Here is a 24368-nt window from a genome sequence, read left to right as displayed (position 1 = left end):
TGCCGGGCGGCTGGATGTGCCCGGCGCTCTAGCCTTCCGGTGCCGCGGTGGCTCCCCGCGCGACGCAGTCGGCCAGGTGGTCGTCGACCAGACCGCAGGCCTGCATCAGGGCGTACGCCGTGGTCGGGCCGACGAAACGGAATCCACGCTTCTTGAGGTCCTTCGACAGTGCGGTCGACTCGTCCGTGATCGCGGGTACGTCGGCGATCGTCCGGGGTGCCCGGCGCGTGGCCGCGTCGGGCGCGTAGGACCAGATGAGAGCGTCCAGCTCACCCTCCGCCAGCTCGGCGGCCACCTGTGCGTTGGAGATGGACGCCTCGATCTTCGCGCGGTTGCGGATGATCCCGGTGTCGGCGAGCAGCCGCGTCACGTCGGTCTCGGTGAAACCTGCGACAGCGGGGATGGAGAAGCCCTTGAAGGCGGCGCGGAAGCCCTCGCGGCGGCGCAGGATCGTCAGCCAGGACAGGCCCGACTGAAAGGCCTCGAGGCACAACCGTTCGAAGAGGGCGTCATCGCCGTGCAGCGGGCGTCCCCACTCCGTGTCGTGGTACGCGACGTAATCCTCGGCGGAGAGGCCCCAAGGACAGCGCAGCCGGCCGTCGGGGCCGGGCACGGACCCCGTCGGCGAACTCACGACCGGGACCCCGAGTCGCCCGGCCGCCCGTCGCGCGACGGTTCGTCGTACGGCGGGCCCTCCTCGTACGGCCGGCCCTCCTCGTGCGGCTGCTCGTCGTACGGCCGCTCCCCGTACCGCTGCTCGTCGTAGGGGGCGTCCGCGCCGTGCTCCTCGAGCAGCGATGTTCCGCCCATCGCGGAGGCCTGGGCGCCGGCGAGCGCCGACTCCAGCTCGGCGATCCGGGCGTCGCGCTCCGCGAGCTCCGCGCCGAGCCGGCCGAGTACGTCGTCCACGTCCGTCATGCGGTAGCCGCGCACGGTCATCGGCAGCCGGAGCGTCTCCAGGTCGGCGCGGGCGACCGGCCGGTCCGCGGGCAGCGGGTCGTGGAGCCGGTCCGGCTGCGCCTCCGGCAGCGCGACGCCGTCGTCGCCGCCGACCACGACGAGCGTGACCGCGGCGACCACCACGACCAGCGCGACGAGCAGGAACCAGAACACGGTGATCTCCCGGGGCCGTACCGAACCTGTAGACCACGATCGTGCCACGCGCCGCCGCGCACCGAGCCCCTCCCCCGTCTCCCGGTCTCCGGCCCGGCCCGCGGGAAGGGGGTCGCCCCCGGACGGCGCGTGCGCCGCGACACCCCCCGGACCGCTCCCGCGCAGCGGGCGCCGAGGGCACATGGCCGGGCAGATCCGCAATGCTCGCGGTGACCGGACGCCGCCCCGGCAACCGACCCGCCACCCCCGCCGGGCAGGCGTTAAGGTCTCTCGCGGGCCCGCCGCGCCGGTCGGCCGGGCCGTTTTCGATCTCGGCTGCCCCCACGGACGCGGGAGGCGGCTCTGCCGTCCGCCGGGCGGCCCGAGGGAGGTTTACGCGTGGTGCTGCGGCTGGGGACGCGCGAGTTCGGTGAACACGAGCCGGTGATCATGGCGATTGTGAACCGGACCCCGGACTCGTTCTACGACGGGGGTTCGACGTTCCGCGACGAGCCCGCCCTCGCCCGCGTCGAGCAGGCGGTGTCCGAGGGCGCCGCGATCATCGACATCGGCGGGGTCAAGGCCGGTCCCGGCGACGAGGTGACCTCCGAGGAGGAGGCCCGCCGGACAGTCGGGTTCGTGGCCGAGGTCCGCAAGCGGTACCCGGACGTGGTGATCAGCGTCGACACCTGGCGGCACGAGGTCGCCGAAGCCGTGTGCGAGGCGGGCGCGGATCTGCTCAACGACGCCTGGGGCGGGGTGGATCCGCAGCTCGCCGAGGTCGCGGCCCGCCACGGCGTCGGCCTGGTGTGCACGCACGCGGGGGGCATCGAGCCGCGTACCCGCCCGCACCGGATCACGTACGACGACGTGGTGGCGGACATCCTCCGCGTCACCCTCGGACTGGCGGAGCGCGCCGTCGAGCTGGGCGTACGGCGCGACGCGATTCTGATCGACCCGGGCCACGACTTCGGCAAGAACACCCGGCACTCGCTGGAGGCGACCCGCAGGCTGGGGGAGATGACGGCCACCGGCTGGCCGGTGCTGGTGTCGCTGTCGAACAAGGACTTCGTCGGCGAGACGCTGGACCGGCCGGTCAAGGAGCGGCTGACCGGCACGCTGGCGACGACCGCGGTCTCGGCGTGGCTCGGAGCGCAGGTCTACCGCGTGCACGAGGTGGCCGAGACCAGGCAGGTGCTCGACATGGTGGCGTCGATCGCGGGTCACCGGCCCCCCGCGGTGGCCCGCCGGGGGCTCGCCTAGGGCGGGATTCGCCCATGGGGCCCGTCCGGCTCCCGGAAGCCCAGTCGGGTGGACGCCGGTCGGGGTCGGCGACCGGTCAGTCGGGGTCGGTGACCGGCCAGGGCCCGCTCGCGGGGGTGCTGGTCTCCTTGGTCACCAAGGCGATGGCCTCGTCCACATCGTCGGTGATGTGGAACAGCTCCAGGTCCCTGGGCGCGGCCTTGCCCTGCGCGATGATCGTGTGGCGCAGCCAGTCGATCAGGCCCTGCCAGTAGTCGGTCCCGAACAGCACGATCGGGAAGCGGGTCACCTTCCGGGTCTGGACGAGGGTCAGCGCCTCGAACAGTTCGTCGAGCGTCCCGAGGCCACCCGGCAGCACCACGAACCCGCGCGCGTACTTCACGAACATCGTCTTGCGGACGAAGAAATAGCGGAAGTTGACGCCGATGTCGACGTAACGGTTGAGCCCCTGCTCGAAAGGCAGCTCGATCCCGAGGCCGACAGAGACCCCGCCCGCCTCGCAGGCGCCCCGGTTGGCGGCCTCCATCGCGCCGGGCCCTCCGCCGGTGATCACCGCGAAGCCGGCGTCCACCAGGGCCCGCCCGATGCGCATCCCGGTCTCGTACTCAGGCGTGCCCGGGGGCGTACGTGCCGAGCCGAAGACGCTGACCGCGGGCCCGAGTTCGGCGAGTGTCCCGAAGCCCTCGACGAACTCGGACTGGATGCGCATGACCCGCCACGGGTCGGTGTGCACCCAGTCGGTCGCACCCTGCGGCGAGTCCAGCAGACGCTGGTCGGTCGTGCTCGGCTCCACCTGGCCGCGGCGGCGCAGGACCGGCCCCATCCGCTTCCCGTCCGGCGTCCCCTGGGTGCCCTCTCCTTCGGCGTCGTCCACCGTGTGCTCCCTCCGCATGGGGCCTCCCCGCCGTGGGGCAGGGAGGAGTCTTTGCAGTTCAGCGTAGGCCCCCGGGGGTAAAGGGCAGGGGAACTCAGCGGGACAGCCAGGCCGTCAGCTTCTCCTCCGCCTCCAGGACGGCGGCGACCGCGACATGCTCCTCGCGGGTGTGCGCGAGCTTCGGGTCGCCGGGGCCGTAGTTGACCGCGGGCACGCCGAGCACCGAGAAGCGGGCCACATCGGTCCAGGCGTCCTTGGGCGCCGGCTCGGTGCCGATCGCCTCGACGAAGGCGGCCGCGGCGGGGTGGGAGAGGCCGGGGAGCGCGCCCGGCGCGGAGTCGGTGAGCACCACCTCGAAGCCGTCGAAGACCTCACGGACGTGCGCGAGGGCCTCGGCCTCGCCGCGGTCCGGCGCGAAGCGGAAGTTGACGATCACGGCGCAGGCGTCGGGGACCACGTTTCCGGCGTGGCCGCCCTCGATCATCACCGCGTTGAGACCCTCGCGGTAGGTGAGGCCGTCGATGTCCACGTGACGCGGCTGGTACGAGGCGAGCCGGGCGAGGACGGGCGCGGCCTTGTGGATGGCGTTCTCACCGAGCCAGCTGCGCGCGGAGTGGGCGCGCCGGCCGGTGGTCTCGACGCGTACCCGCAGGGTGCCCTGGCAGCCGCCCTCGACCTTGGCGTCGGTGGGCTCGAGCAGCACGGCGAAATCGCCTGCCAGCCAGTCGGGGTGCTTCTCGGCCAGCCGCTTCAGCCCGTTCAGCTCGGCCGCGACCTCCTCGTGGTCGTAGAAGACGAAGGTGAGATCCCGGTCCGGCTCCGGGAGGGTGGCGGCGATGCGCAGCTGGACGGCTACCCCGGACTTCATGTCGGAGGTGCCGCAGCCCCACAGAACACCGTCCCCGTCGAGATTCGACGGGAGGTTGTCGGCCACCGGCACGGTGTCGATGTGCCCGGCGAGGACGACCCGCTCGGCGCGCCCCAGATGCGTACGGGCCACGACCGCGTCACCGTCCCGGTCGACGGTCAGGTGCGGCAGCGCGCGCAGCGCCTCCTCGACCGCGTCGGCCAGGGCTTTCTCGTCGCCGCTCTCGGACGGGAAGTCGACGAGCTGGGCGGTGAGGGCCGCGGCATCGAGGGACAGATCGAGCTTCTGGTGGTCCATACGGCGACCATAGCCCGTCCCGGCACGGCCGGTTCCGGGCCGGTACGGTGGGCATGTGTCCCAGCCGTCCCCCACCCCTCGTCGAGGCCGCCTCCTGCGCATTGGCGCAGCCTGCGCCGTGCTGTTGGCACTGGCCGGGTATCTCGTCGTGCACTTCACCACCGGAGGAAAGGGCGCACCCCGCTGCACGGTAAGGGCCGCGGGCAAGGACGGGGCCGCTTACCGGATGCAGCCGGAGCAGGCCGTGAACGCGGCCACGATCGAGGCCGTGGGTTCCTCGCGCGGGCTGCCGGAACGGGCGGTCACCATCGCGCTCGCCACCGCCATGCAGGAGTCGGGGCTGCGCAACATCAGCTACGGCGACCGGGACTCCATCGGCCTCTTCCAGCAGCGGCCCTCACAGGGCTGGGGTGCCGCGCGGCAGATCCGGGACCCGGTCTACACGGCCGGGAAGTTCTACGACCACCTCGTACGGGTGCCGGGGTATTCGCGGCTGCCGCTGACCGTGGCCGCACAAAAGGTGCAGCGCAGCGGCTTCCCGCAGGCGTACGCCAAGCACGAGCCGGACGCCGCGCTGCTCTCCTCCGCGCTCACGGGCCGGTCGGCAGGGGCGTTCAGCTGTACGACGGGGTCGGACGACGGCACGCCCGGCAGCCCGGCGCGGGTACGGGACAGGCTCATCCGGGACTTCGGCCCGGGCGTGCTGCCGCGTACGGAGGCCGCCGGCGGGGATCAGGGTGCCGCGGGCGCCGGCAAGAGCCGCTCCGGCTCGGTCGTCGTGGTCCCGGTGGCTTCGGCGGCGACTCCGGGCAGCGCGGGACGGCGCGGCTGGGAAGTGGCTCACTGGGCGGTGGCCAAGGCCTCCGGGCTGCGTATCGCACAGGTCTCCTATGCGGGCCGGGTGTGGAGCGCCGAGGATTCCGAGAAAGGCTGGCAGAAGGCCGACGCTGACTCCGGCCCGGAAAAGATCCGGGGCTCCGACGAGGTACTCATCACCACCGCTCAATAGTGCGACCACTCCCCCTAAAGCGGCACGCATTCCGTTTCCCGGAGCCGCTCGCAGCCGTCTGCGGAGGGAATGCGACTTCCTCCAACTCCCTTGGAAATAAAGAGAAGTGACGATCCGGCAGACAGCCACTTCGGTCCTTGTTTGCCCGTTTTAATCCACACCGGATTATGCGACGCATTGCCAATTTTTTACCGGCGTCCGCCGCAACCTTCCAGCTCCTCACGCGGTAGTCACTGCGTCCGCCCTGCGGACATGCCAGATACACCAGAAGCTGAAGTCTTTCGGTCAAAGGAGCACAATGTCCCTCCCCCTCACGCGTCGGATCGCCCGAGCCGCGCTGCTGGTCGCAGCGGGCGCCGCTCCCCTTGTCGGCGCTGCCGGCACGGCAAGCGCCGCGGATCTGCCGAGCACGGCCACCCTCGGCAAGGTGGGCGCCCTCGACGGTGCGCACCTCGGGAAGACCCTCGACGGCACCTCGAAGCGCGTCGGCCAGCAAGCGGGAGACAGCGGCAGCAAGACCGTGAAGAGCTCCGTGCCGAAGGCTGCGAAGACCGTGGGCGGGGTCGGCAAGGCCACCGCTCCGGCCGCCCAGAAGGCCGCGCGTGACGCCGCGGGCACCACGCGCGGCGTGCTCGGCGACACGGCCACCACCGCGCAGAAGACCGGCGGCACGCAAGGGCTGCCGTCCGCGGGCCGACTGCCGGTGCAGGGCCTGCCGACCGGCGGCTGACACCCACGCGAAGGGCCCGGGGAGATCGCTCCCCGGGCCCTTCGCGCATCTCAAGTACGTACCTGCTGCTCGCCCTCGGCATCGGCGTCCCTGTGCGTCCCGCCCTCGTCAGCCGGCGCACGCACTGCCGCTGCCGTCAGCTCAGCCGCCGGACCGCCTCGGCCACCCGCTCGTCGGTCGCGGTGAACGCGACCCGTACGAACCGCTCGCCCGCCGGGCCGTAGAACTCGCCCGGCGCCACCAGAACGCCCCGCTTGGACAGGTCGCCGACCGTGTCCCAGCACGGCTCGTCCCGCGTCGCCCAGAGGTAGAGACTCGCCTCGCTGTGCTCGATACGGAAGCCGCAGCCCTCCAGGGCGCCGCGCAGCGCTGTGCGCCTGGCCGCGTACCGGGCGCGCTGCTCGGCCACATGCGCGTCGTCGCCGAGCGCCGCGGCCGTGGCGGCCTGCACCGGCGCCGGCACCATCATTCCGCCGTGCTTGCGGATCTGGAGCAGCTCCCCGAGGACGGCAGCGTCGCCGGCGAGGAACGCGGCGCGGTAGCCCGCCAGGTTGGAGCGCTTGGAGAGCGAGTGCACCGCGACGATGCCCTCGTAACTCCCGCCACAGACGTCCGGGTGCAGTACGGACACCGGCTCGGCGTCCCAGCCCAGCTCCAGGTAGCACTCGTCGCTGAACACCAGCACGCCGTGCTCGCGCGCCCAGGCGACGGCCGACCGCAGCTCGTCCTTGGCCAGCACCCGGCCGGTGGGGTTCGAGGGCGAGTTGAGCCACAGCAGCTCGAGTCCGGCAGGGTCCAGATCCGTCACGGAGTCGAAGACGACCGGCTCCGCACCGGCGAGCCGGGCCCCCACCTCGTACGTCGGGTAGGCGAGCCGCGGGTGGCCGACACGGTCGCCGGGGCCCAGGCCCAACTGTGTGGGCAGCGACGCCACCAGCTCCTTCGAGCCGACGACGGGAAGGACATTCCCATGCTCCAGGCCGGACGCTCCCAGCCGCCGCCCCGCCCAGCCGGTGATCGCGTCACGCAGCTGCGCGGTGCCCCATACGGTCGGGTAGCCGGGGCTGTCGGACGCGGCGGTCAGCGCGCGCCGGATCAGCTCGGGGACGGGGTCGACCGGAGTGCCCACCGAGAGGTCCACGATGCCGTCCCGGTGGGCGGCGGCGGTCGCCTTGTACGGCTCTAGCCGGTCCCATGGAAAGACGGGGAGACGGGAGGAGACTGTGGGCACGGTGCTCTCTTTCTCGTACACGGATCGGTGCCGGGCGGGCTGGGCCCGGCCGGCGGCCGGGCCGCGACCGCGGCAGGTGGCAGCGCCGCCCCGCCCGCACCTACGCCTCGGTCCCGTACGGAGTCCACCCCCGTACGGGACCGAGGCGGCGCTGTGGCAGCCGCCGGGCTTACTGGTTCTGCGGCGGCAGCGCTGCGATGAAGGGGTGGTCGCGCTCGATCAGGCCGAGCTTCGATGCACCGCCAGGCGAACCGAGCTCGTCGAAGAACTCGACGTTCGCCTTGTAGTAGTCCTTCCACTCCTCGGGAGTGTCATCCTCGTAGAAGATCGCCTCGACCGGGCAGACCGGTTCACATGCCCCGCAGTCGACGCACTCGTCCGGGTGGATGTACAAGGACCGTGAGCCCTCGTAGATGCAGTCGACGGGGCACTCCTCGATGCACGCCTTGTCCTTGACGTCGACACAAGGCTGCGCGATGACGTAGGTCACGCTGTCGTTCCTCCTCGGTAGGGCCGGCGGACCCATTGGCGGCTCCGCCGCGGGCGCGCGGGAGCGCGGCGTCGTCGATGCCCGCACCTAGTATCTCCGTTCCGGGGCACGAGACGAACAGGAGGGGCGGATCAAGCTGTGGAATTCACCACTGGTGGGCGACTCGAAGTCGCCATCACCGCTGCTGACGTGGGCAAAAGGGTATCGGTACGGTCCCTGACGGGTGCCGCCGCGGGTGCCGGGAAATTCACCGACACGGTCGGGATGCTCACATCGTGGGACAGCGGGGTGCTCTGCATCGAACGACGCACCGGTGAGGCCGTCCGGATCGTGGAATCCACGCTGGTCGCGGGCAAGGTCGTTCCTCCGGCGCCCGCCCGCCGCAGGGGCCCGTCGGCGAGCTGGCAGGAGCTCGACCGTATCGCGGCCCGCGGCTGGCCGCCGGTGGAGAGCGAGCGGCTCGGCGAGTGGGAGCTGCGCTGGGCGGGCGGATTCACCCGGCGGGCCAACTCGGTGCTGCCGCTCGGTGACCCCGGCCTCCCCCTGGACGATGCTCTGGAGCGCGTCACCGAGTGGTACGCCCAGCGGAACCTGCCCGCGTATATGCAGGTCAGCACCGGCGCGAAGGGATCCCAGGAGCAGCTGGCCGCAGAGCTGGAAGCGCGCGGCTGGACCCTGGAGGTCACCGCGCTGATACGCGTCGCCGCGCTCGCGCCCATCGCCGACCCCGAGGTGCCCGATCCGCGGCGGACACTGCCCGGCGCTGCCTCCCCGGTGGCGCTCTCCCGCACGATCGACGATGCGTGGCTGGCCCGCTACCAGCGGTCCGCCGAACCCGCCCCCGAGGTGCGGGACGTGCTGGGCGGCGGCCCGTCGGTGTGGTTCGCGACCGTCCCGGGCACGGAGGCCGGCGAGCCGCCGGCCGCGATCGGGCGGTGCGTGGTCGACGGGCGCTGGGCCGGGTTCATGGCCATAGAGGTCGACCCGGCACTACGGCGGCAGGGCCTGGCCTCCGCGGTGATGACGGCGCTCGCCCGCAAGGCCCTGGACGAGGGCGCCTCCGCCGCGTATCTCCAGGTCGAGACGGACAACGAAGGCGCCGGTGCGCTGTACGACGGCATGGGCTTCAGCGCCCACCACGCGTACCACCACTTCCGGGCTCCCGAGGATGGCACCCGCTGAGCGGGTACGAGGCACATATGCACACCAGCGACGGCAGGCGAAAGCGGTTCGCCGAGGCGGCACGTGCCGAGCGGCCCGACCTCGCGCTGCTGTGCCTGCTGGTGGCCGCGGAGGCGGATCCGGAGACGGGCGAGGCGGGGATCGACGAGGCTCAGATCGAACTGGACCGGCTGGCGGGCCTACTGCCGTACCGGCCCGCGGAAGGGGCCCTGGGGTGGGCACACGCGGTCGCCGATCTGCTGGGCGAGCGGTACGGCTTCCATGGCGGCCCGGCCGACTACCGGCGGCTGGAGTCCTCGCTGCTGTCGCATGTGCTGCGGCGGCGCCGCGGCCTGCCGATCCTGTTGTCGGTGGTGTGGATCGAGGTCGCACGGCGGGCGGGCGCCCCGGTGTACGGGGTCGCGCTGCCCGGCCACTTCGTGGTCGGCTTCGGCGACCCGGCCGCTCCGGACACCCAGGTGCTGACGGATCCGTTCGACGGCGGGCGGGTGATGACCGGGGAGGACGCCGAGCTGCTGGTGGCGGGCTCGACGGGAGTGCCGCTCACCTCCGCGATGCTCACCCCGGCCGAACCGCTGGAGATCATCCTGCGGATCCTCAACAACATCCGCGCGTGGGCGGCCGCCCGCCCGGAGCGTACGGATGTCCAGCTGTGGGCGGTGGAGCTGTCGCTGCTGCTCCCGAGCCATCCCGCGCGGCTGCGCTACGAGCGCGCCCGACTACTGGTCCAGCGCGGCGACTTCACGGTGGGGGCATCGGAGCTGGAGGAGTACGCGGAGGTGATCGCCCCGGTCGACCCGGAGGCGGCGGAATCCGTCCAGCGCCAGGCGCTCGCCGCGCGGGCCATGCTGAACTGAGCCGAGCGGGCCCACGGGTCCGCGCGGTCCCGGACGGCACCACGTCCGGGACCGGATGAAGCAGCGGCTTAACGGACGTTGACCTTGATCACGCCGATACGGTCGTCGGGCGTCTTCCCGCGCAGCGCCGTGCGGAGTACACCCGCCACGTCCTGCGGAGTGACCGGGGTCTTCTGGCCGTTGCCGCGCAGGACCTTGACGCCCTCGAACGTGCCGCCGTACAGCTTCTCGAGCGCCTTCAGGTCGTAGGTGTCCACGAGCTTGCCGTTGATCGCCTGCATGCCCAGGAACTTCGGCAGCGAGTTCTCCGGACTGAACGAGATCTTGTGCGCCGCGTCGGTCTGGACGGTGACCAGTCCGGACATCGCGGGCTGGGCGAAGTCCTTCATCGCACGGTCGATCTCGGCCCGGCTGATCGTCGGCTTCTGCAGGCTGACGGGCAGGTCGACGGATGGGCTCGTGCCGGTCTCCGCCCGCTCGCGGTACGCCTTGTCGACCGCCGCGACCGCCTGGCCGACGTCCAGCGCCTGGTGTGTCCGGCCAGGTGTCGGGATGGCCTTGCCCGGCTTGAAGGTGATCGTGCCGTCCTGGTCGCCGCCGGTGTCGCCGGCGAGGATCTTCAGCGCGGCGCTCAGCTTCTCCTCGTCGACCGAGATCTCCGGCTCGGCCTCGCGGGAGCCGCCGAAGAGCGAGCCGATCACCGAGACGGGGTTGTAGTCCCGTCCGGCGGCGGCGCGGACCGTCGACTCGGTGTCGATGGTCAGGCCTGAGGCGGACGGCTTGAGCTTGCCCTCCTTGCCGTCGACCGTGACGGTCAGCGGTGCGCTGCGCCGGTCGCTGAGGGCGTCGTCGAGCTTGTCGACCGCCGCTACCTTCGTCGAGCCGCCGATGTCCACGCCGAGGACGGTGGTGCCCTTCGGTACGTCCGCGTGATCGAGCAGCAGCCCCGCGCCGTACGCGACGGCGAGCAGGCCGAACAGCCCGGCTCCCGCGAGTACGAGCTTGGGGCGGCCCTTCTTCTTCCCGGCGGAGGAGGACGGACTCGACGACGACGCCTGGGGGCGGGCCTCGGAGGCCGCACCGGAGGGCTGGGCAGCGGGGAAGGGAGAGGGGCCGGTGCCGCCGACGACAGGAATGCCGCTGACCAGGGTGTCACCGGATACGTGCTCCGGCCCGTCGCCGGATCCCGCGCCGGGGCCGAACGGACCGGTGCCGGCCGGACCGGGGGCGGCCGGACCGGGGGCGCCGGGGCCCAGCGGACCGGTTCCAGGGCCCAGCGGACCGGTTCCGGCGCCCATCGGACCGCCGGTACCGAGGGGACGGCCGGCGCCGACGGCGCCGATGCCGTGAGCCGGCGGACGGCGGTCGTCGGGGGAGCCGGGGTGCTGCGGGGTCGGCCGCGCGGTGCCGTCACCGGGGCCCGCGGCTCCTCGGCCCTGCTGGAACCCGGACGGGGGCGTGACCGGCATATCGCCGGACGCCGGACCGGTCGTCGGCCCCGAGGGCCCGACGGGTCCCACAGGTCCTGCCGGCCCGCCGGGCCCCACAGGCCCGGTGGGCCCGGCCGGTCCGGAGCCGGAGCGGATGCCTGTACCGAACGGAGGGGTGGACCCGGAGCCGGGGCGGCTGCCGGGACCGTACGCCGGCCCGGAGCCCGAGCCGGACCCGGAGTCCTTACCCGCACCGAAACCCGCACCGAACGCGGGATTCGGACCGGTGCCGTGCGCGCCGGAGCCATCGGGGAAGTAGGGCAGATCGGCGCTCTGCCGCTCCCCCGCGGGTCCGGCAGGACCGGCGGGAGCAGCGGGCGGAGGTGTCGGGGTCGACTTGCGCGGCGCGAACCAGTCACTGGTGGTCTTCGCGTCGTCCCTGCCGCCGGTGCCGGGCCTCGGCTGCGACTCTTGCCTGGGCGGCGGCGCCGGAGCGGGAGCCGGGGCGGGCGAGGAGGGGGCGATGGCCTCGCTGTCCGCCTCATCCACCGGCTTGCGCATGACGACCGGCGGGATGGGCCTCGAGCCGGGGATGCTGATCCGGATCCGGGTGGTCAGCGTGGTCTCGGTCCTGGGCTCCTCCGGCTTGGGCGCCTCGGCGGCGTCCACAGCCTGGGAGTCGACCGCGGCGTCCTGCGACGGAGACTGGCGCGATCCGTACGGCGGCGTCCCCGAGGGGTAGGCGGCTCCACCGCGCCCCTGGGGCCCGGAGGACGATGTGTCAGATTCTCGGCTCAAGGCGGTTCTCCCGGTTAGCTCCGCCGCCCGTCATGACCTCGCTCGGGCGGCTCGGCGGCGCGCACCACCATACTGGGCAGCGCCGACGGGTACTCCAGGACCACCGCATCGCCGATCCCGGCGGCGGCCCCGCAGTGCGGTGCGTTTTGTCACGTCACTTGCCAAGTCGGGCGGGCTGCCCGCCCGGTGAAGGCAGTCGAGGCAGGGTGGCACACATCACAGCGACCAGCATCCCGCCGAGCAGGAAGATGTAGGACCCGATGCCCGCGCCGAAGAGGAAATCACCTTCCGGCCGGGTGGCGGTCAGCAGCAGTACGGCGATCAGCCAGCCCGCGGACGCCGCGGCCCCCCCGATCCTGGTGCCGGTCACCTTCACGCCGCCGTAGCAGAGCCCCCCGATGGCGAGCAGCGCGAGCAGCAACCCGCCGGGGAGCCAGCCGGCTTGGACGAGCGCGCCCGCCACCCCGACCAGCAGACCGAATACGGCGAATACGGCATAGGCGACGAGTCGCACGGCGGTCACCGTGCCACCCCGGCGAAGAGATCGGCCTCCGGCAGCTCGCCGCCCGGCTTCCCGGCGGCCAGCTGGTAGTACTCCTCCACGAGCAGCGGCTGGCCCAGGTCGTTCGAGAGCGCGAAGAACGGGCCGTCCACGGCGATCTGGGTGGCGTGGGCGCGCATCGCCGCCGTCTTGGCGGCCGCGTACTCCCGGCCGTCGATCCGGGCCGTCACCTCCGCGTCGTCGACCACACCCGGCAGATCCTCCGGCTCGGCGACACCGTCGAAACTCAGACCCGCCTCGCGCAGCTTCGCGAATCCGGCCTCGACCACCGAGCGCGGCAGGCAGTTCCAGTAGATCTTGTCGATGGTGTGCGGCTCGCCCAGGTCCCGCCGGAAGGCGGGCTCGGCGGCGAGCCCGGCTGCGCGCATGGCGACTCGGTGCGCCTGGATGTGGTCGGGGTGCCCGTAACCGCCGTTCCTGTCGTACGTCACCAGGACCTGCGGTCTGATCTGCCGTACGACCTCGACGAGCTCGGCCGCGGCCGCGTCGACGTCCGCCCGCCAGAAGGAGTCCGGGCGGTCGTTCTGTCCGAGGCCCATCATTCCGGAGTCGCGGTAGCGCCCGTGGCCGCCGAGGAAACGGTGGTCGGTGACGCCGAGCTCCGCCATGGCGGCGGCGAGTTCGCCCATCCGGTACGCGCCGAGGGTGTCCTCGCGGTCCGCGGCCAGATGAGCCAGCCCCGACGGGATCACCTCACCCTCCTCGCCGAGGGTGCACGTCACCAGAGTGACGTGGGCGCCTTCGGCCGCGTACTTGGCCATGGTCGCGCCGTTGTTGATCGTCTCGTCGTCCGGGTGCGCGTGCACCAGCAGCAGACGGCGGGAGGGCAGGTCGGTCATGGCTACAGCGTACGAGGCGGTGCGGCTGAACTCAGAACTTGATGTCCCCGATCATCCCCGCGACGTTCGTCGTCAGGTCGCTGATGGTCGGCGCGATGGACGAACTCGCCAGATAGAACCCCAACAGCATGCAGACCACCGCGTGTCCGGTCTTCAGCCCGGATTTCCGGACCAGCAGGAAGACGATGATCGCCAGCAGCACCACCGCCGAAATCGAGAGTGCCACGACGGTTCACCTCCAATATGCGCGGTCGGGCCAACGGTCGGACAACATACAGACGCCAGAGGCTTCGTACCCACTGCGCGCGACTGATCATAACTTTCCGTTCGCTCGCATGGATCGGTGCACGGGAGCAGACGAGGGGCGCACGGGTCGCCTCGTCGACGGGGCCGCCCCGCGGAGGCCGCTGCCACGGTGAATACGGGGTGCACCGGCCCCGCCCCGGCACTTCCCGCCCGTTCAACCGGTCCTGCCACCAGGCCGGTTCCCGCGCCCGGCGACCGGGGCGGCCGCGGACGGTCCCCTCGTCGCGTGCGCAGCCGCCGACGGCGGGCGACCGGCCGCGGGAAACCCGTACGCGTTCAACCACCCGCACGGGTGGCGCCGGCGGGAACTCCCCCTGGCCGCATACCGGGTATGCAATGACGGACCAGCGCCCCCGGACCGGCCGCGACCACCCTGCGGGTGGGACAAGGGGCGGCTCCCCGGCGGGCCCACGCGCTCAGGAACTCCCGGCCGCGGGAAGCGCACTCGCAGACCGGCGGCCCGCGCACCTCCAGACCGGCAGGCCCGCGCACCCCGGACCGGCGGCCCGCAGGCCCGCAGCCGCCGTACAGCGCCGCCCCTCCCGGATTAGGGTCACCGCATGACCGGACAGCTTTCATTTCCGCGCCAGCACGCCCGCACCCAGCGCTTCACCCTCGGTGCGCCCCGCGCCTTCACCGTGTCGCCGGACGGCGCCCGCGTGGTGTTCCTGCGCTCCCGGAGCGGCACCGACCGGGAGAATCTGCTCTGGGTCCACGACCTCGGCTCGGGGCAGGAGCGCATCGCCGCCGACCCCGCCGGGCTGCTGGCCGGCGCGTCCGAGGAGCTGTCCGCCGAGGAACGGGCGCGGCGGGAGCGGAGCCGGGAAGGATCCGCGGGAGTGGTCGGCTACGCGGTGGACGACGCCGTCGAGTTGGCGGCGTTCGCGCTCTCCGGGCGCCTCTTCGCGGCCGAGCTCCGGGCCGGTACGGCGCGTGAACTGGCCGTTCCGGGGCCCGTCGTGGACCCCCGCCCCTCCCCGGACGGACGGCGCGTCGCCTATGTCTCCGGCGGTGCGCTGCGCCTCGTCGACGCCGACGGCGGCAACGACCGGGCACTGGCGGAGCCGGACGGCGAGGACATCGGCTACGGTCTGGCCGAGTTCATCGCCGCCGAGGAGATGGACCGCTCCCGCGGCTTCTGGTGGTCGCCCGACAGCAGCCGGCTGCTCGTCTCCCGCGTCGACGAATCACCCGTGCAGCGCTGGTGGATCGCCGACCCCGCCAACCCCGGCCGGCCGCCGCAGGAGGTGGCCTACCCCGCCGCCGGAACGCCCAACGCCGACGTCCGGCTCGTCCTCCTCGGCCTCGACGGCTCCCGCACCGATGTCGAGTGGGACCGAAAGCGCTACCCGTACCTCGCGCGCGTGCACTGGTCCGCCGCGGGTCCCCCGCTGCTCCTCGTACAGGCCCGCGACCAGCGCAGCCAGCTCTGCCTGGCCGTCGACACCGCTACCGGCGGGACACGGATGCTGCACGCGGACGAGGACCCGGTCTGGCTGGACCTGTTCCCCGGCGTACCCGCCTGGGCGCCGGACGGACGGCTCGTACGGATCGCCGACGAGGGCGGGGCGCGCGTGCTGATGGTCGGGGACCGGCCGCTGACCGGGCCGCAGTTGCACGTACGGGCCGTACTGGACATCTCGGACGACGACATCCTGGTCTCCGTCTCCGCCGGGCCGGAGGCCGCGGCCCCGGAAACCGGCGAGATCCACGTCCACCGGGTGAACGACCTCGGCGTCGAGCGGGTCTCCGAGGGGCGGGGCGTGCACTCCGCGGTCCGCTCCGGCGCCGTCTGCGTGCTCGCCTCCACGTCACTGGAGCGCAGCGGCGCGACGGTCCGGGTGAACGACCACGGCAAGCCGGTCGGGACGATCGCCTCGTACGCGGAGCAACCGGCGCTCGCGGCCCGCGCACAACTCACCGTGGGGGGCGCACGCCGAATTCCGTGCGCCGTTCTGCTACCGACGCACTACCGGGAGGCGGACGGACCGCTTCCGGTCCTGATGGACCCCTACGGCGGGCCGCACGGCCAGCGCGTCGTGGCCGCCCACAACGCCCACCTCACCTCCCAGTGGTTCGCCGACCAGGGCTTCGCGGTGGTTGTCGCCGACGGCCGCGGCAGCCCCGGCCATTCGCCCGCCTGGGAGAAGGGCATCGCACACGACCTCGCGGGCGCCACCCTCGACGACCAGGTCGAGGCGCTCCGGGCGATGGCCGAAATCCACCCGCTCGACCTGACACGGGTCGGCATCCGAGGCTGGTCGTACGGCGGCTACCTCGCCGCCCTCGCGGTGCTGCGCCGCCCGGATGTGTTCCACGCGGGCGTGGCGGGCGCCCCGGTCACCGACTGGCGGCTCTACGACACCCACTACACCGAGCGGTACCTCGGCCACCCCGAGCAGCAGCCGGAGGTCTACGCGGCCAACTCGCTCGTCACGGACGAGGGCCTGCCGGAACTGGCGGACCAGGCCCGGCCGCTGATGGTCATCCACGGCCTCGCGGACGACAACGTCGTCGCCGCGCACACCCTGCGGCTCTCCTCCGCGCTGCTCGCCGCGGGCCGCCCGCACGAGGTGCTGCCGCTGTCCGGGGTGACCCATATGACGCCGCAGGAGCAGGTGGCCGAGAACCTGCTGCTCCTCCAGGTGTCCTTCCTCAAGCGCTCGCTGGGCGTCGGCTGACCCACGCGCCCCGCCTCACAGCGACCCCGCTGCCTCCCACGCCCGCCCCCGGGGCCGGTCACCAGCCCGGGGGCGGGGGCGAGGGAGGCGGCGGGGAGTGGACCCCGATTCCGTCGTGGCTGTACGCGCCCTCGTACGGCTCCGCGCCGGGTCTCTCCCCGCACCGGGCCAGCACCCAGAGCACCGCGATCCCGGCCAACGTCTCGAACAGCGCGGTGGCCGCGCTCAGTTGCTCGCGCACCGGCAGATCGCCGAAGTCCCGGAACGCGTCCGTCCGCTGGTGCACGGAGACCGCCGCCAGTCCCCAGGCCAGCAGCATCGCCGCCGCCGTCATACCGAGCGGCCGGGAGAACGTCGCGCGGCACAGCGCGGCGACCGCGCCCACCAGGCCGAGCCCGATGATCGTCCAACTGAGCCAGCCGTACGGCGGCTGGAGCAGCCCGTAGACGTTCTGCGGCCCGTCGCCGGTGAGCAGACTTCCGTACGTCCGCCGACCCCACTCCCGCGCCCAGTGGACCTGCCAGGCGGCGCCGGTTCCCGAGGCGGCGGCGAGGAGCAGGAAGACGATGACGGACGCGGTCGGCCCTGGCCGTACCGGCAGGACCCGGGCAGCGCCGTCAGCGCCGGCAGCGCCGTCAACTGGACGCCGTCCCACCGCGACGACGACGAGCAGGGCGGCACCGAGCACCACCCCCGCACCGGCGGTGAGCGTCGCCTGCGTACGCAGTTCCTCGTCGACGATCCGCATCCAGTCGGCCTGGAGCATCCACAGGACGGGGGACCGCAGCGCGAGGGTGACCGCCGCGGCCGAGACGAGGGCCCCCGCGGCGGAAGCGGAGCGCATCGCCGCGACCCCCGCAGCGGCGTGGACGCACAACAGCAGCGGGTCCGCCAGGGAGGTGCTCCAGAGTCCGCCCTCGGCCCGGGACGGCATTCCGGCCCAGAGCCACCACACATCGGCCGGCCCGGCGGCCACGGTGAGATCGGTGATGATCCATACCAGATTGATCAATGCGAGCAGGGTGCACGCCATTGCGCCGAAAAGGCGCGCTCCGCGCCCGAGTGTCCGCCCCTGCCCCATGACTGTCGGTTCTACCCCGCATCGCCGCGATCAACAAGCGGGCGACCGGCCGGGCGTCGCGCACCCGGCCGGCCTACGGCACCCGCACGGCCGTACGCAGTTCAGCATGGGGAGTCCGTATATCGGAGTTGCGTCAGTCAAGTTGCTTGTCTGTTAACGAATTTGATGGGCATTTAGCCGGAATATCCGGCAGAGGTGGGACGTGTCAAGCACGTGACGACCTCAATCTGCGCAATCTTCGCTCAAGATGTGAACGAGCCTCACATCTGAGCTCCGCACCCTCTTGACTGGGACATAAATAAGTTGCAAAAGTCCGCTCAACTCATGGCGCACATCGGCGTCGTGGCACATTTCCACACAACTCTTTGCGGGGGGCCATTCGCATGACGAGTCCATCCCAGGCCGCCGCGGCCGGGGCCGGCACCCCCTCGTCGTCCCCGGACGGCGGCAGCGGCATCGACGGGATCACCAAGGCGACCGAGGCGGAGTCCGGCGAGCTCACCGGCCGCTCCCCCGGCCAGCTGATGTGGCGGCGCTTCAGACGCGACCGTTCCGGCGTAATATCGGCTTATATCGTACTCTTCTTCTTCGCCATCGGTCTGCTCGCCCCGGTCGTCTCGTGGCTGTACGGCAAGGACCCGTACACCCGCTACGGCCAGGAGCAGCCGGACCTGCTCAACGGCTTCGGCTATCCGATCAAGCCCAACGGCGGTATCGACGGCGACTTCTGGTTCGGGATCGAGCCGATCCTGGGCCGCGATGTCCTCACCCAGCTCGTCTACGGCATCCGCACCTCGCTGCTCCTCTCGGTCGCGGTGACCCTTGTCTCGGTGCTCACCGGGATCGTGCTGGGGGTGGCGGCCGGATACCTGGGCGGGCGCACCGACTTCGTCGTCGGCCGCATCACCGACCTGCTGATGGGCTTCCCCAACCAGCTGTTCTTCGTCGCCTTCATGCCGATCGTGGTCGCCCTCTTCGTCGACCCGACGGATGAGACGCCCACATACATCCGCTGTGTGGCGATCGTTCTGGTGCTGTGGTTCCTGGGCTGGATGACCTTGGCGCGGATCCTGCGCGGTGCGGTGCTCTCGCTGCGGGAACGCGAGTTCATCGAGGCGGCCAAGATCAGCGGCGCCTCGCCCTGGCGGATCATCCGCAAGGAGCTGCTGCCCAATCTGGTCACCCCGATCCTGGTGCAGGGCACGTACATGCTGCCCAACACGGTGACATCGATCGCCGGTCTGTCCTTCCTCGGCGTGGGCCTCGTCGAACCCACCCCCGACTGGGGGCGGATGTTCGCCATCGGCGCCGATGTCTACGAGAACGACTTCACCTACATGTTCTTCCCGGGAGTCTCGATGGTGATCTTCATCGTCGCGTTCAACCTCCTGGGGGATTCGGTCCGGGACGCTTTCGACCCCAAGACCAATCGTTGATGCACGGCTCGGACAGCACAACCGGACTCAACCGACAGGCAGGTGCAGAGAACGCCATGAATGGTATTCAGGTACGCAGAGGGCGCGCCGCTGTAGTGGCGCTGGCCGCGGGGGCACTCGTCCTCAGCGCGTGCAGCAGCGGCAGCGGCGGCGACGGCAAGGGCGACGACGCGGGACCGCAGGCCAAGGAACAGGGCCTCATCGAGTTCGCCGACGCCAAGGCCTCCACCGGCCCCGCCGAGGACGTGCAGGGCGCCAAGCCGGGCGGCACGGTCCGGATCCTCCAGCGCGACAGCTTCTCCCACCTCGACCCGGGACAGATATACGTCTCCGACGAAGGCATGCTCGCGACGCTGATCCACCGTCGCCTGACCTCCGTCAAGATGGACAACGAGGGTGCCTACACCGTCGTCGGCGACCTGGCCACCGACAGCGGCCAGGTCTCGGACGGCGGCAAGACCTGGAAGTACACGCTCAAGGACGGCGTCAAGTTCGAGGACGGCTCGCCGATCACCTCGAAGGACATCCGCCACACCTTCGAGCGGCAGTTCGCGTCCTTCATCACCGAGGGCCCGACCTTCGTCCAGTCCTGGCTCGCCGACACCGCGGGCGCCGACTACCGCAAGCTGCTGCCCAAGGGCGGCTACGACGGCAAGCACCTGCCGGACTCGGTTCTCGAGACCCCGGACGAGAAGACCATCATCTTCCACTTCAAGAAGCCGCAGAACGACCTGCCGTACGCGGTCGGCATGGCGGGCTACGGCGCGGTGCCCGACGGCAAGAAGGACACCAAGGAGAAGTACGACAAGAAGCCGCTGAGCACCGGCCCGTACAAGGTCCAGGCGTTCAAGCCCGGCAAGTCGGCGACCCTGGTCCGCAACTCGGCCTGGGACCCGAAGACCGACTCCTCGCGCCACCAGTACCCCGAGAAGTTCGAGATCAGCTTCAACCACCAGTTCGAGGACTCGAGCAAGCGGATCATCTCCGACACCGGAGAGAACCAGTACGCCGCCACCTTCACCAACCAGGTGGACGCGGGCTCCATCCAGAAGGTGCTCGGCGACCCGGCCCTCAAGAAGCGCTCCGTCTCGGGCTACCAGAGCTACATCGCCCAGTACGCGATGAACATGAACACGATCAAGGACAAGAAGGTCCGCGAGGCCATCACCCACGCCCTGCCGATCAAGTCGGTGCTCGCACCGTACGGCGGCAGCGCGGGCGGCGAGCTCGCCGGCGGCCTGATCAGCCCGCTGCTCCCGGGCTACGAGAAGGGCTACGACCCGTACGGCAAGCTCAAGAACCCGAACGGCGACCCGGCGAAGGCGAAGAAGCTTCTCAAGGAGGCCGGCAAGACCGGCATGAAGCTGACCTACGCCTACGCGAACAGCAAGGAGGACCAGCAGGTCTCCGTCGCCGTCGCGGACGCGCTGAAGAAGGCCGGCTTCAACGTGCAGCGCAAGGAGCTGCCCGCCGACACCTACTACGACCTGGTCGGCAAGGTCGACAGCGGCTTCGACCTCTACCGCAACAACTGGGGCCACGACTGGCCGAGTTCCGCCACGGTGATCCCGCCGCTCTTCGACGGACGCAAGATCGCTGACGGCTCGAACAACTACTCCCACGTCAACGACCCGAAGATCAACAGCGAGATCGACCGGATCTCCAAGATCTCGGACCCGGCCAAGGCCGCCAAGGAGTGGTTCGCCCTCAGCAAGTACGTCCTGGAGGACGTCCTCCCGGTCGTGCCGGCGTACTACTACAAGCAGATGCAGATCAGCGGTTCCAAGATCGGCGGCGCCGTCTACAACGACGACCTCAGCGGCATCGACCCGACGAAGCTCTACGTCAAGAAGTAGCAGCCACCTCGGGTAGTGGGTGCCCGTCCGCCGGACCGGCGGACGGGCACCCTTCCCGGCCCCTCCCAGCCACTGCCGTCCCCTGGCCGTCCCTCGAAAGCACCCATCAAATGCTTCGATTCCTGGCTCGCCGGTCACTCGGCGCCGTGGTGATCCTTCTGATCATCAGCGCCCTGACCTTCTTCCTCTTCTACAGCATCCCGCGTGACCCGGCCCTGCTGGCCTGCGGCAAGAACTGCACGCCTGGCGCGCTGGAGATCATCCGCAAGAACCTGGCCATCGACGAGCCGATACCGGTGCAGTACTGGCACTACATGGTCGGAATCTTCGCCGGCCGGGACTTCGCGGTCGGCCCCTGCCCCGCGCCGTGCCTGGGCTACTCGTTCGTCGACAACACCCCGGTCTTCGAGACCATCCTCGACCGGTTCCCGACCACCGCGTCACTGGCCGTCGGCGGCGCCGCGGTGTTCCTCACCGTCGGCCTGGGCGCGGGCATGCTCGCCGCCTGGAAGCGCGGCACCATCGTCGACAAGGTCTTCAGCTCCGCCTCGCTGGTGCTCAGCTCCCTGCAGATCTACTTCCTCGGTCCGCTGGTGCTGGCGCTCTTCGTCTACCAGCTGCAGTGGTTCTCCCAGCCCAAGTACGTGAACCTCACCTCGGATCCGGTCGGCTGGTTCGTCGGCCTGATCATCCCGTGGTGCGTACTGTCCGTGATCTTCACCGCCAACTACACCCGTATGGCCCGGTCCTCGATGATCGAGCAGCTCCAGGAGGAGCACGTACGGGCCGCGCGGGCCAAGGGCATGTCCCGGAGCACGGTCTTCTTCCGCTACGCCTGGCGCGGCTCGCTCATCCCCATCGTCACGATCTTCGGCATCGACATGGGCGCGCTCTTCGGCGGGGCGGTGATCACCGAGTTCACCTTCACTCTGCCCGGCCTCGGCCGGCTCGCCGTCCAGTCGGTGCTCAACACCGACCTTCCCATGTTGATGGGCGTGATGCTGTTCGCGGCCACGGCGATCGTCGTGTTCAACATCTTCGTGGACGCCACCTACGCGTTCATCGACCCGCGCGTGCGCCTCTCCTAGGAGATCTTCCAGTGACCACCTTGACCAAGGAAGAGGACAGCCCCGCACCCGCCGGGTCGGGCACATTCCTGTCGGTCCGCGACCTCTATGTGCACTTCTCCACGGAGGACGGGATCGTCAAGGCCGTGGACGGCCTCTCCTTCGACCTGGAGCGCGGCCAGACGCTCGGCATCGTCGGCGAGTCCGGCTCCGGGAAGTCCGTCACCAACCTCTCGATCCTGGGGCTGCACGACCCGCGCAATACCGAGGTATCGGGAGAAATCCTTCTGGACGGCCAGGAGTTGACGGGCGCGGCCGAGCGGACGATGGAGAAGCTGCGCGGCAACAAGATGGCGATGATCTTCCAGGACGCGCTCACCGCCCTGTCGCCGTACTACACCGTCGGCCGCCAGATCGCCGAGCCGTACCGCAAGCACATGGGCGTCTCCAAGCACGAGGCCCGGCAGCGAGCCATCGAGATGCTGACCAAGGTCGGTATCCCGAATCCCAAGCTCCGGGTGGACGACTATCCGCACCAGTTCAGCGGTGGCATGCGGCAGCGCGCGATGATCGCGATGTCGCTGGTCTGCAACCCCGACCTGCTGATCGCGGACGAGCCGACGACGGCTCTGGACGTGACCGTGCAGGCGCAGATCCTGGACCTGCTCAAGGATCTCCAGCAGGAGTTCGGTTCCGCGATCGTCCTGATCACCCACGACCTGGGCGTGGTCGCCAACACCGCGGACGACCTGCTGGTGATGTACGCGGGCCGGGCCGTCGAGCGCGGCAGCGTCCAGGAGGTGCTGCGGGCACCCCAGCACCCGTACACCTGGGGCCTGCTGGGCTCCATGCCGCGGCTGTCCTCGGACGTCAACGAGGCGCTGACCCCCATCCCCGGCACCCCGCCGAGCCTGCTCGCGCCGCCGTCGGGCTGCCCCTTCCACCCGCGCTGTGCCTTCGTCGCGGACGTGGACGGGGTCAGCTGCTCCGATACGCGACCGGCCCTGCCGGACGGGCGCGGCGCCGCCTGTCATCTGACGGCCGAGCAGAAGCAGACCATCTTCGTCGAGCAGATCAAGCCTCGGCTGGGTTAGGGAGAGACACACGATGAAGAAAGACCTCACCCTTCCCGCACCGCGCGACGCCGCTCCGGCCGGGGGCGAGCCCCTCCTCGTCGCGCAGGGGCTGACCAAGCACTTCCCCATCACGGGCGGCTTTCCGATCAAGCGGAAGGTCGGCGCGGTGCAGGCCGTGGACGGCATCGACCTCACGGTGCACGAGTCCGAGAGCTTCGGCCTGGTCGGCGAGTCCGGCTGCGGCAAGTCGACCACGGGCCGGCTGCTCACCCGGCTGCTGGAGCCGACCGGGGGCACCATCTCCTACCGCGGCCGGGACATCACCCGCGCCAACCGCAAGCAGCTCGCACCGATCCGCTCCGAGATCCAGATGATCTTCCAGGATCCGTACTCCTCCCTCAATCCCCGGCAGACGGTGGGCACCATCATCGGCGGGCCGATGGAGATCAACGGCATCGCTCCGTCCGGTGGCGTCGAGAAGCGGGTACGCGAGCTGCTGGAGATCGTGGGCCTCAGCCCCGAGCACTACAACCGCTTCCCGCACGAGTTCTCCGGCGGCCAGCGGCAGCGCATCGGAGTCGCACGGGCCCTGGCCCTGAAGCCGAAGCTGATCGTCGCGGACGAGCCGGTCTCGGCGCTCGACGTCTCCATCCAGGCGCAGGTCGTGAATCTGCTCCAGAAGCTCCAGCGCGAGATGGGCATCGCCTTCCTCTTCATCGCCCACGACCTGGCGGTGGTACGGCACTTCTCGCAGCGCGTGGCCGTGATGTACCTCGGCAAGGTGGTGGAGGTCGGCGACCGCGACTCGATCTACAGCCGGCCACGCCACCCGTACACCCACGCACTGCTGTCCGCCGTTCCCGAGGCATCTCTGACGGACGAGGCGGACAGCGAGGGGCGCGAGCGCATCCGGCTCGCAGGCGATGTCCCCTCGCCCATCAACCCGCCCTCCGGCTGCCGCTTCCGCACCCGCTGCTGGAAGGCACAGGACACGTGCGCGTCCGAGGAGCCGCCGCTCCTGCGGATCGAGGGAAACCGGGAAGGACATCTGACGGCCTGTCACTTTCCCGAGGAGCCGACGACCGCGGCGCGCGACGAGGACGTGATCCTCGACCCCGCACTGGCCGCGGCCGAGGGGGTCAACGACCCGCGCTGACCGCGATTCAGCGGCCTTGCCGGCCGGACCCGCGTCCGTACAGCCCAGCCCAACGGACGCGGGTCCCGGCGTATCCGCGGGCCTGTGCGGCCGGTTCCGGCGAATCCCCGGCGCTGAAGGCCCCCGGCGAATCCCCGGAGTGTGAGGCCCGTCCCGGCGAATCCCCGGCTCTGTGCGACGGTCTCCG

At 71.1% G+C, this 24368-nt stretch carries 23 protein-coding genes; 12 read left to right on the top strand and 11 right to left on the bottom strand.

Annotation, left to right across the window (positions count from 1 at the left end; all coding sequences use genetic code 11):
- Nucleotides 1-28: 28 nt before the first annotated feature.
- On the bottom strand, nucleotides 29-634 hold the full coding sequence (locus tag ABZW18_RS08525; RefSeq protein ID WP_356183958.1) for a DNA-3-methyladenine glycosylase I: 606 nt from the start codon (nucleotides 632-634) through the stop codon (nucleotides 29-31).
- Complete coding sequence (locus ABZW18_RS08520) at nucleotides 631-1113, bottom strand: cell division protein DivIVA (protein WP_356183956.1); 483 nt, start codon at nucleotides 1111-1113, stop codon at nucleotides 631-633. The genes ABZW18_RS08525 and ABZW18_RS08520 overlap by 4 nt, the downstream gene beginning before the upstream one ends.
- Nucleotides 1114-1542: 429 nt before the next feature.
- Between ABZW18_RS08520 and folP the strand changes: the two genes are divergently transcribed.
- Complete coding sequence (folP, locus tag ABZW18_RS08515; RefSeq protein ID WP_356183981.1) at nucleotides 1543-2355, top strand: dihydropteroate synthase; 813 nt, start codon at nucleotides 1543-1545, stop codon at nucleotides 2353-2355.
- A 76-nt stretch (nucleotides 2356-2431) separates the two neighbouring features.
- Here folP and ABZW18_RS08510 read toward each other — a convergent pair whose 3' ends face one another.
- Both ABZW18_RS08510 and dapE read right to left on the bottom strand, forming a co-directional pair.
- On the bottom strand, nucleotides 2432-3178 hold the full coding sequence (locus tag ABZW18_RS08510) for a TIGR00730 family Rossman fold protein (protein WP_356183978.1): 747 nt from the start codon (nucleotides 3176-3178) through the stop codon (nucleotides 2432-2434).
- Nucleotides 3179-3323: 145 nt separating this feature from the next.
- Complete coding sequence (gene dapE, locus ABZW18_RS08505) at nucleotides 3324-4394, bottom strand: succinyl-diaminopimelate desuccinylase (RefSeq protein ID WP_356183953.1); 1071 nt, start codon at nucleotides 4392-4394, stop codon at nucleotides 3324-3326.
- Between the two features lie 55 nt (nucleotides 4395-4449).
- Here dapE and ABZW18_RS08500 point away from each other — a divergent pair, with 55 nt between their 5' ends.
- Together ABZW18_RS08500 and ABZW18_RS08495 are read left to right on the top strand one after the other, a co-directional pair.
- A complete protein-coding gene (locus ABZW18_RS08500) occupies nucleotides 4450-5403 on the top strand; it encodes a hypothetical protein (RefSeq protein ID WP_356183950.1) in 954 nt (317 codons plus the stop codon).
- 298 nt (nucleotides 5404-5701) lie between these two features.
- Nucleotides 5702-6133 carry an ATP-binding protein gene (locus ABZW18_RS08495; protein ID WP_356183947.1) on the top strand — a complete coding sequence of 144 codons (432 nt, stop codon included), beginning with the start codon at nucleotides 5702-5704 and terminating at the stop codon, nucleotides 6131-6133.
- Between the two features lie 136 nt (nucleotides 6134-6269).
- Here the strand turns inward: ABZW18_RS08495 and dapC are convergent, their stop codons facing one another.
- Nucleotides 6270-7364 (bottom strand): succinyldiaminopimelate transaminase, encoded by a 1095-nt coding sequence (gene dapC / locus ABZW18_RS08490; RefSeq protein WP_356183944.1) that lies wholly within the window; start codon nucleotides 7362-7364, stop codon nucleotides 6270-6272.
- Nucleotides 7365-7533: 169 nt separating this feature from the next.
- A complete protein-coding gene (gene fdxA, locus ABZW18_RS08485; RefSeq protein WP_018089397.1) occupies nucleotides 7534-7854 on the bottom strand; it encodes a ferredoxin in 321 nt (106 codons plus the stop codon).
- Between the two features lie 138 nt (nucleotides 7855-7992).
- Here fdxA and ABZW18_RS08480 point away from each other — a divergent pair, with 138 nt between their 5' ends.
- Together ABZW18_RS08480 and ABZW18_RS08475 are read left to right on the top strand one after the other, a co-directional pair.
- Entirely contained in the window at nucleotides 7993-9036 is a 1044-nt protein-coding gene (locus ABZW18_RS08480; RefSeq protein ID WP_356183941.1) for a GNAT family N-acetyltransferase, read from the top strand.
- 17 nt (nucleotides 9037-9053) lie between these two features.
- On the top strand, nucleotides 9054-9893 hold the full coding sequence (locus tag ABZW18_RS08475) for a transglutaminase-like domain-containing protein (protein ID WP_356183938.1): 840 nt from the start codon (nucleotides 9054-9056) through the stop codon (nucleotides 9891-9893).
- A gap of 68 nt (nucleotides 9894-9961) precedes the next feature.
- On the opposite strand, the gene ABZW18_RS08470 is transcribed toward ABZW18_RS08475, so the two are convergent.
- Nucleotides 9962-11362, bottom strand: coding sequence for a hypothetical protein (locus ABZW18_RS08470; protein ID WP_356183935.1), 1401 nt, complete (start codon nucleotides 11360-11362; stop codon nucleotides 9962-9964).
- A gap of 358 nt (nucleotides 11363-11720) precedes the next feature.
- On the opposite strand from ABZW18_RS08470, the gene ABZW18_RS08465 reads away from it, so the two are divergent.
- Nucleotides 11721-12065, top strand: coding sequence for a hypothetical protein (locus ABZW18_RS08465; protein ID WP_356183932.1), 345 nt, complete (start codon nucleotides 11721-11723; stop codon nucleotides 12063-12065).
- 210 nt (nucleotides 12066-12275) lie between these two features.
- Here ABZW18_RS08465 and ABZW18_RS08460 read toward each other — a convergent pair whose 3' ends face one another.
- The 3 genes from ABZW18_RS08460 to ABZW18_RS08450 are packed head-to-tail and all read right to left on the bottom strand — an operon-like array spanning nucleotide 12276 to nucleotide 13748.
- The gene (locus tag ABZW18_RS08460) at nucleotides 12276-12644 is read right to left on the bottom strand and encodes a DUF6113 family protein (protein ID WP_356183929.1); all 369 of its coding nucleotides are present in this window, start codon (nucleotides 12642-12644) and stop codon (nucleotides 12276-12278) included.
- A complete protein-coding gene (mshB, locus tag ABZW18_RS08455) occupies nucleotides 12641-13522 on the bottom strand; it encodes an N-acetyl-1-D-myo-inositol-2-amino-2-deoxy-alpha-D-glucopyranoside deacetylase (RefSeq protein ID WP_356183927.1) in 882 nt (293 codons plus the stop codon). Before mshB ends, ABZW18_RS08460 begins: the two co-directional genes overlap by 4 nt.
- Nucleotides 13523-13553: 31 nt before the next feature.
- Nucleotides 13554-13748 carry a hypothetical protein gene (locus ABZW18_RS08450; protein ID WP_356183924.1) on the bottom strand — a complete coding sequence of 65 codons (195 nt, stop codon included), beginning with the start codon at nucleotides 13746-13748 and terminating at the stop codon, nucleotides 13554-13556.
- Between the two features lie 640 nt (nucleotides 13749-14388).
- Here ABZW18_RS08450 and ABZW18_RS08445 point away from each other — a divergent pair.
- Entirely contained in the window at nucleotides 14389-16509 is a 2121-nt protein-coding gene (locus tag ABZW18_RS08445; protein ID WP_356183921.1) for a prolyl oligopeptidase family serine peptidase, read from the top strand.
- A gap of 58 nt (nucleotides 16510-16567) precedes the next feature.
- Here ABZW18_RS08445 and ABZW18_RS08440 read toward each other — a convergent pair whose 3' ends face one another.
- On the bottom strand, nucleotides 16568-17521 hold the full coding sequence (locus tag ABZW18_RS08440) for a hypothetical protein (RefSeq protein WP_356183918.1): 954 nt from the start codon (nucleotides 17519-17521) through the stop codon (nucleotides 16568-16570).
- 452 nt (nucleotides 17522-17973) lie between these two features.
- Here ABZW18_RS08440 and ABZW18_RS08435 point away from each other — a divergent pair, with 452 nt between their 5' ends.
- From ABZW18_RS08435 to ABZW18_RS08415, 5 genes are all read left to right on the top strand, one after another.
- Nucleotides 17974-19026, top strand: coding sequence for an ABC transporter permease (locus ABZW18_RS08435; protein ID WP_356183915.1), 1053 nt, complete (start codon nucleotides 17974-17976; stop codon nucleotides 19024-19026).
- Between the two features lie 56 nt (nucleotides 19027-19082).
- On the top strand, nucleotides 19083-20882 hold the full coding sequence (locus tag ABZW18_RS08430) for an ABC transporter substrate-binding protein (protein ID WP_356183913.1): 1800 nt from the start codon (nucleotides 19083-19085) through the stop codon (nucleotides 20880-20882).
- A gap of 110 nt (nucleotides 20883-20992) precedes the next feature.
- Nucleotides 20993-21970, top strand: a complete 978-nt coding sequence (locus tag ABZW18_RS08425) for an ABC transporter permease (RefSeq protein WP_356183911.1) — start codon at nucleotides 20993-20995, stop codon at nucleotides 21968-21970.
- Nucleotides 21971-21981: 11 nt separating this feature from the next.
- Entirely contained in the window at nucleotides 21982-23043 is a 1062-nt protein-coding gene (locus ABZW18_RS08420; protein ID WP_356183908.1) for an ABC transporter ATP-binding protein, read from the top strand.
- A 13-nt stretch (nucleotides 23044-23056) separates the two neighbouring features.
- Nucleotides 23057-24181, top strand: a complete 1125-nt coding sequence (locus ABZW18_RS08415; RefSeq protein WP_356183905.1) for an oligopeptide/dipeptide ABC transporter ATP-binding protein — start codon at nucleotides 23057-23059, stop codon at nucleotides 24179-24181.
- Nucleotides 24182-24368: the final 187 nt, after the last annotated feature.

This window comes from Streptomyces sp. NPDC004647, from assembly GCF_040609575.1.
GTDB lineage: Bacteria > Actinomycetota > Actinomycetes > Streptomycetales > Streptomycetaceae > Streptomyces.
This window is presented reverse-complemented; position numbering and strand designations above follow the sequence as displayed.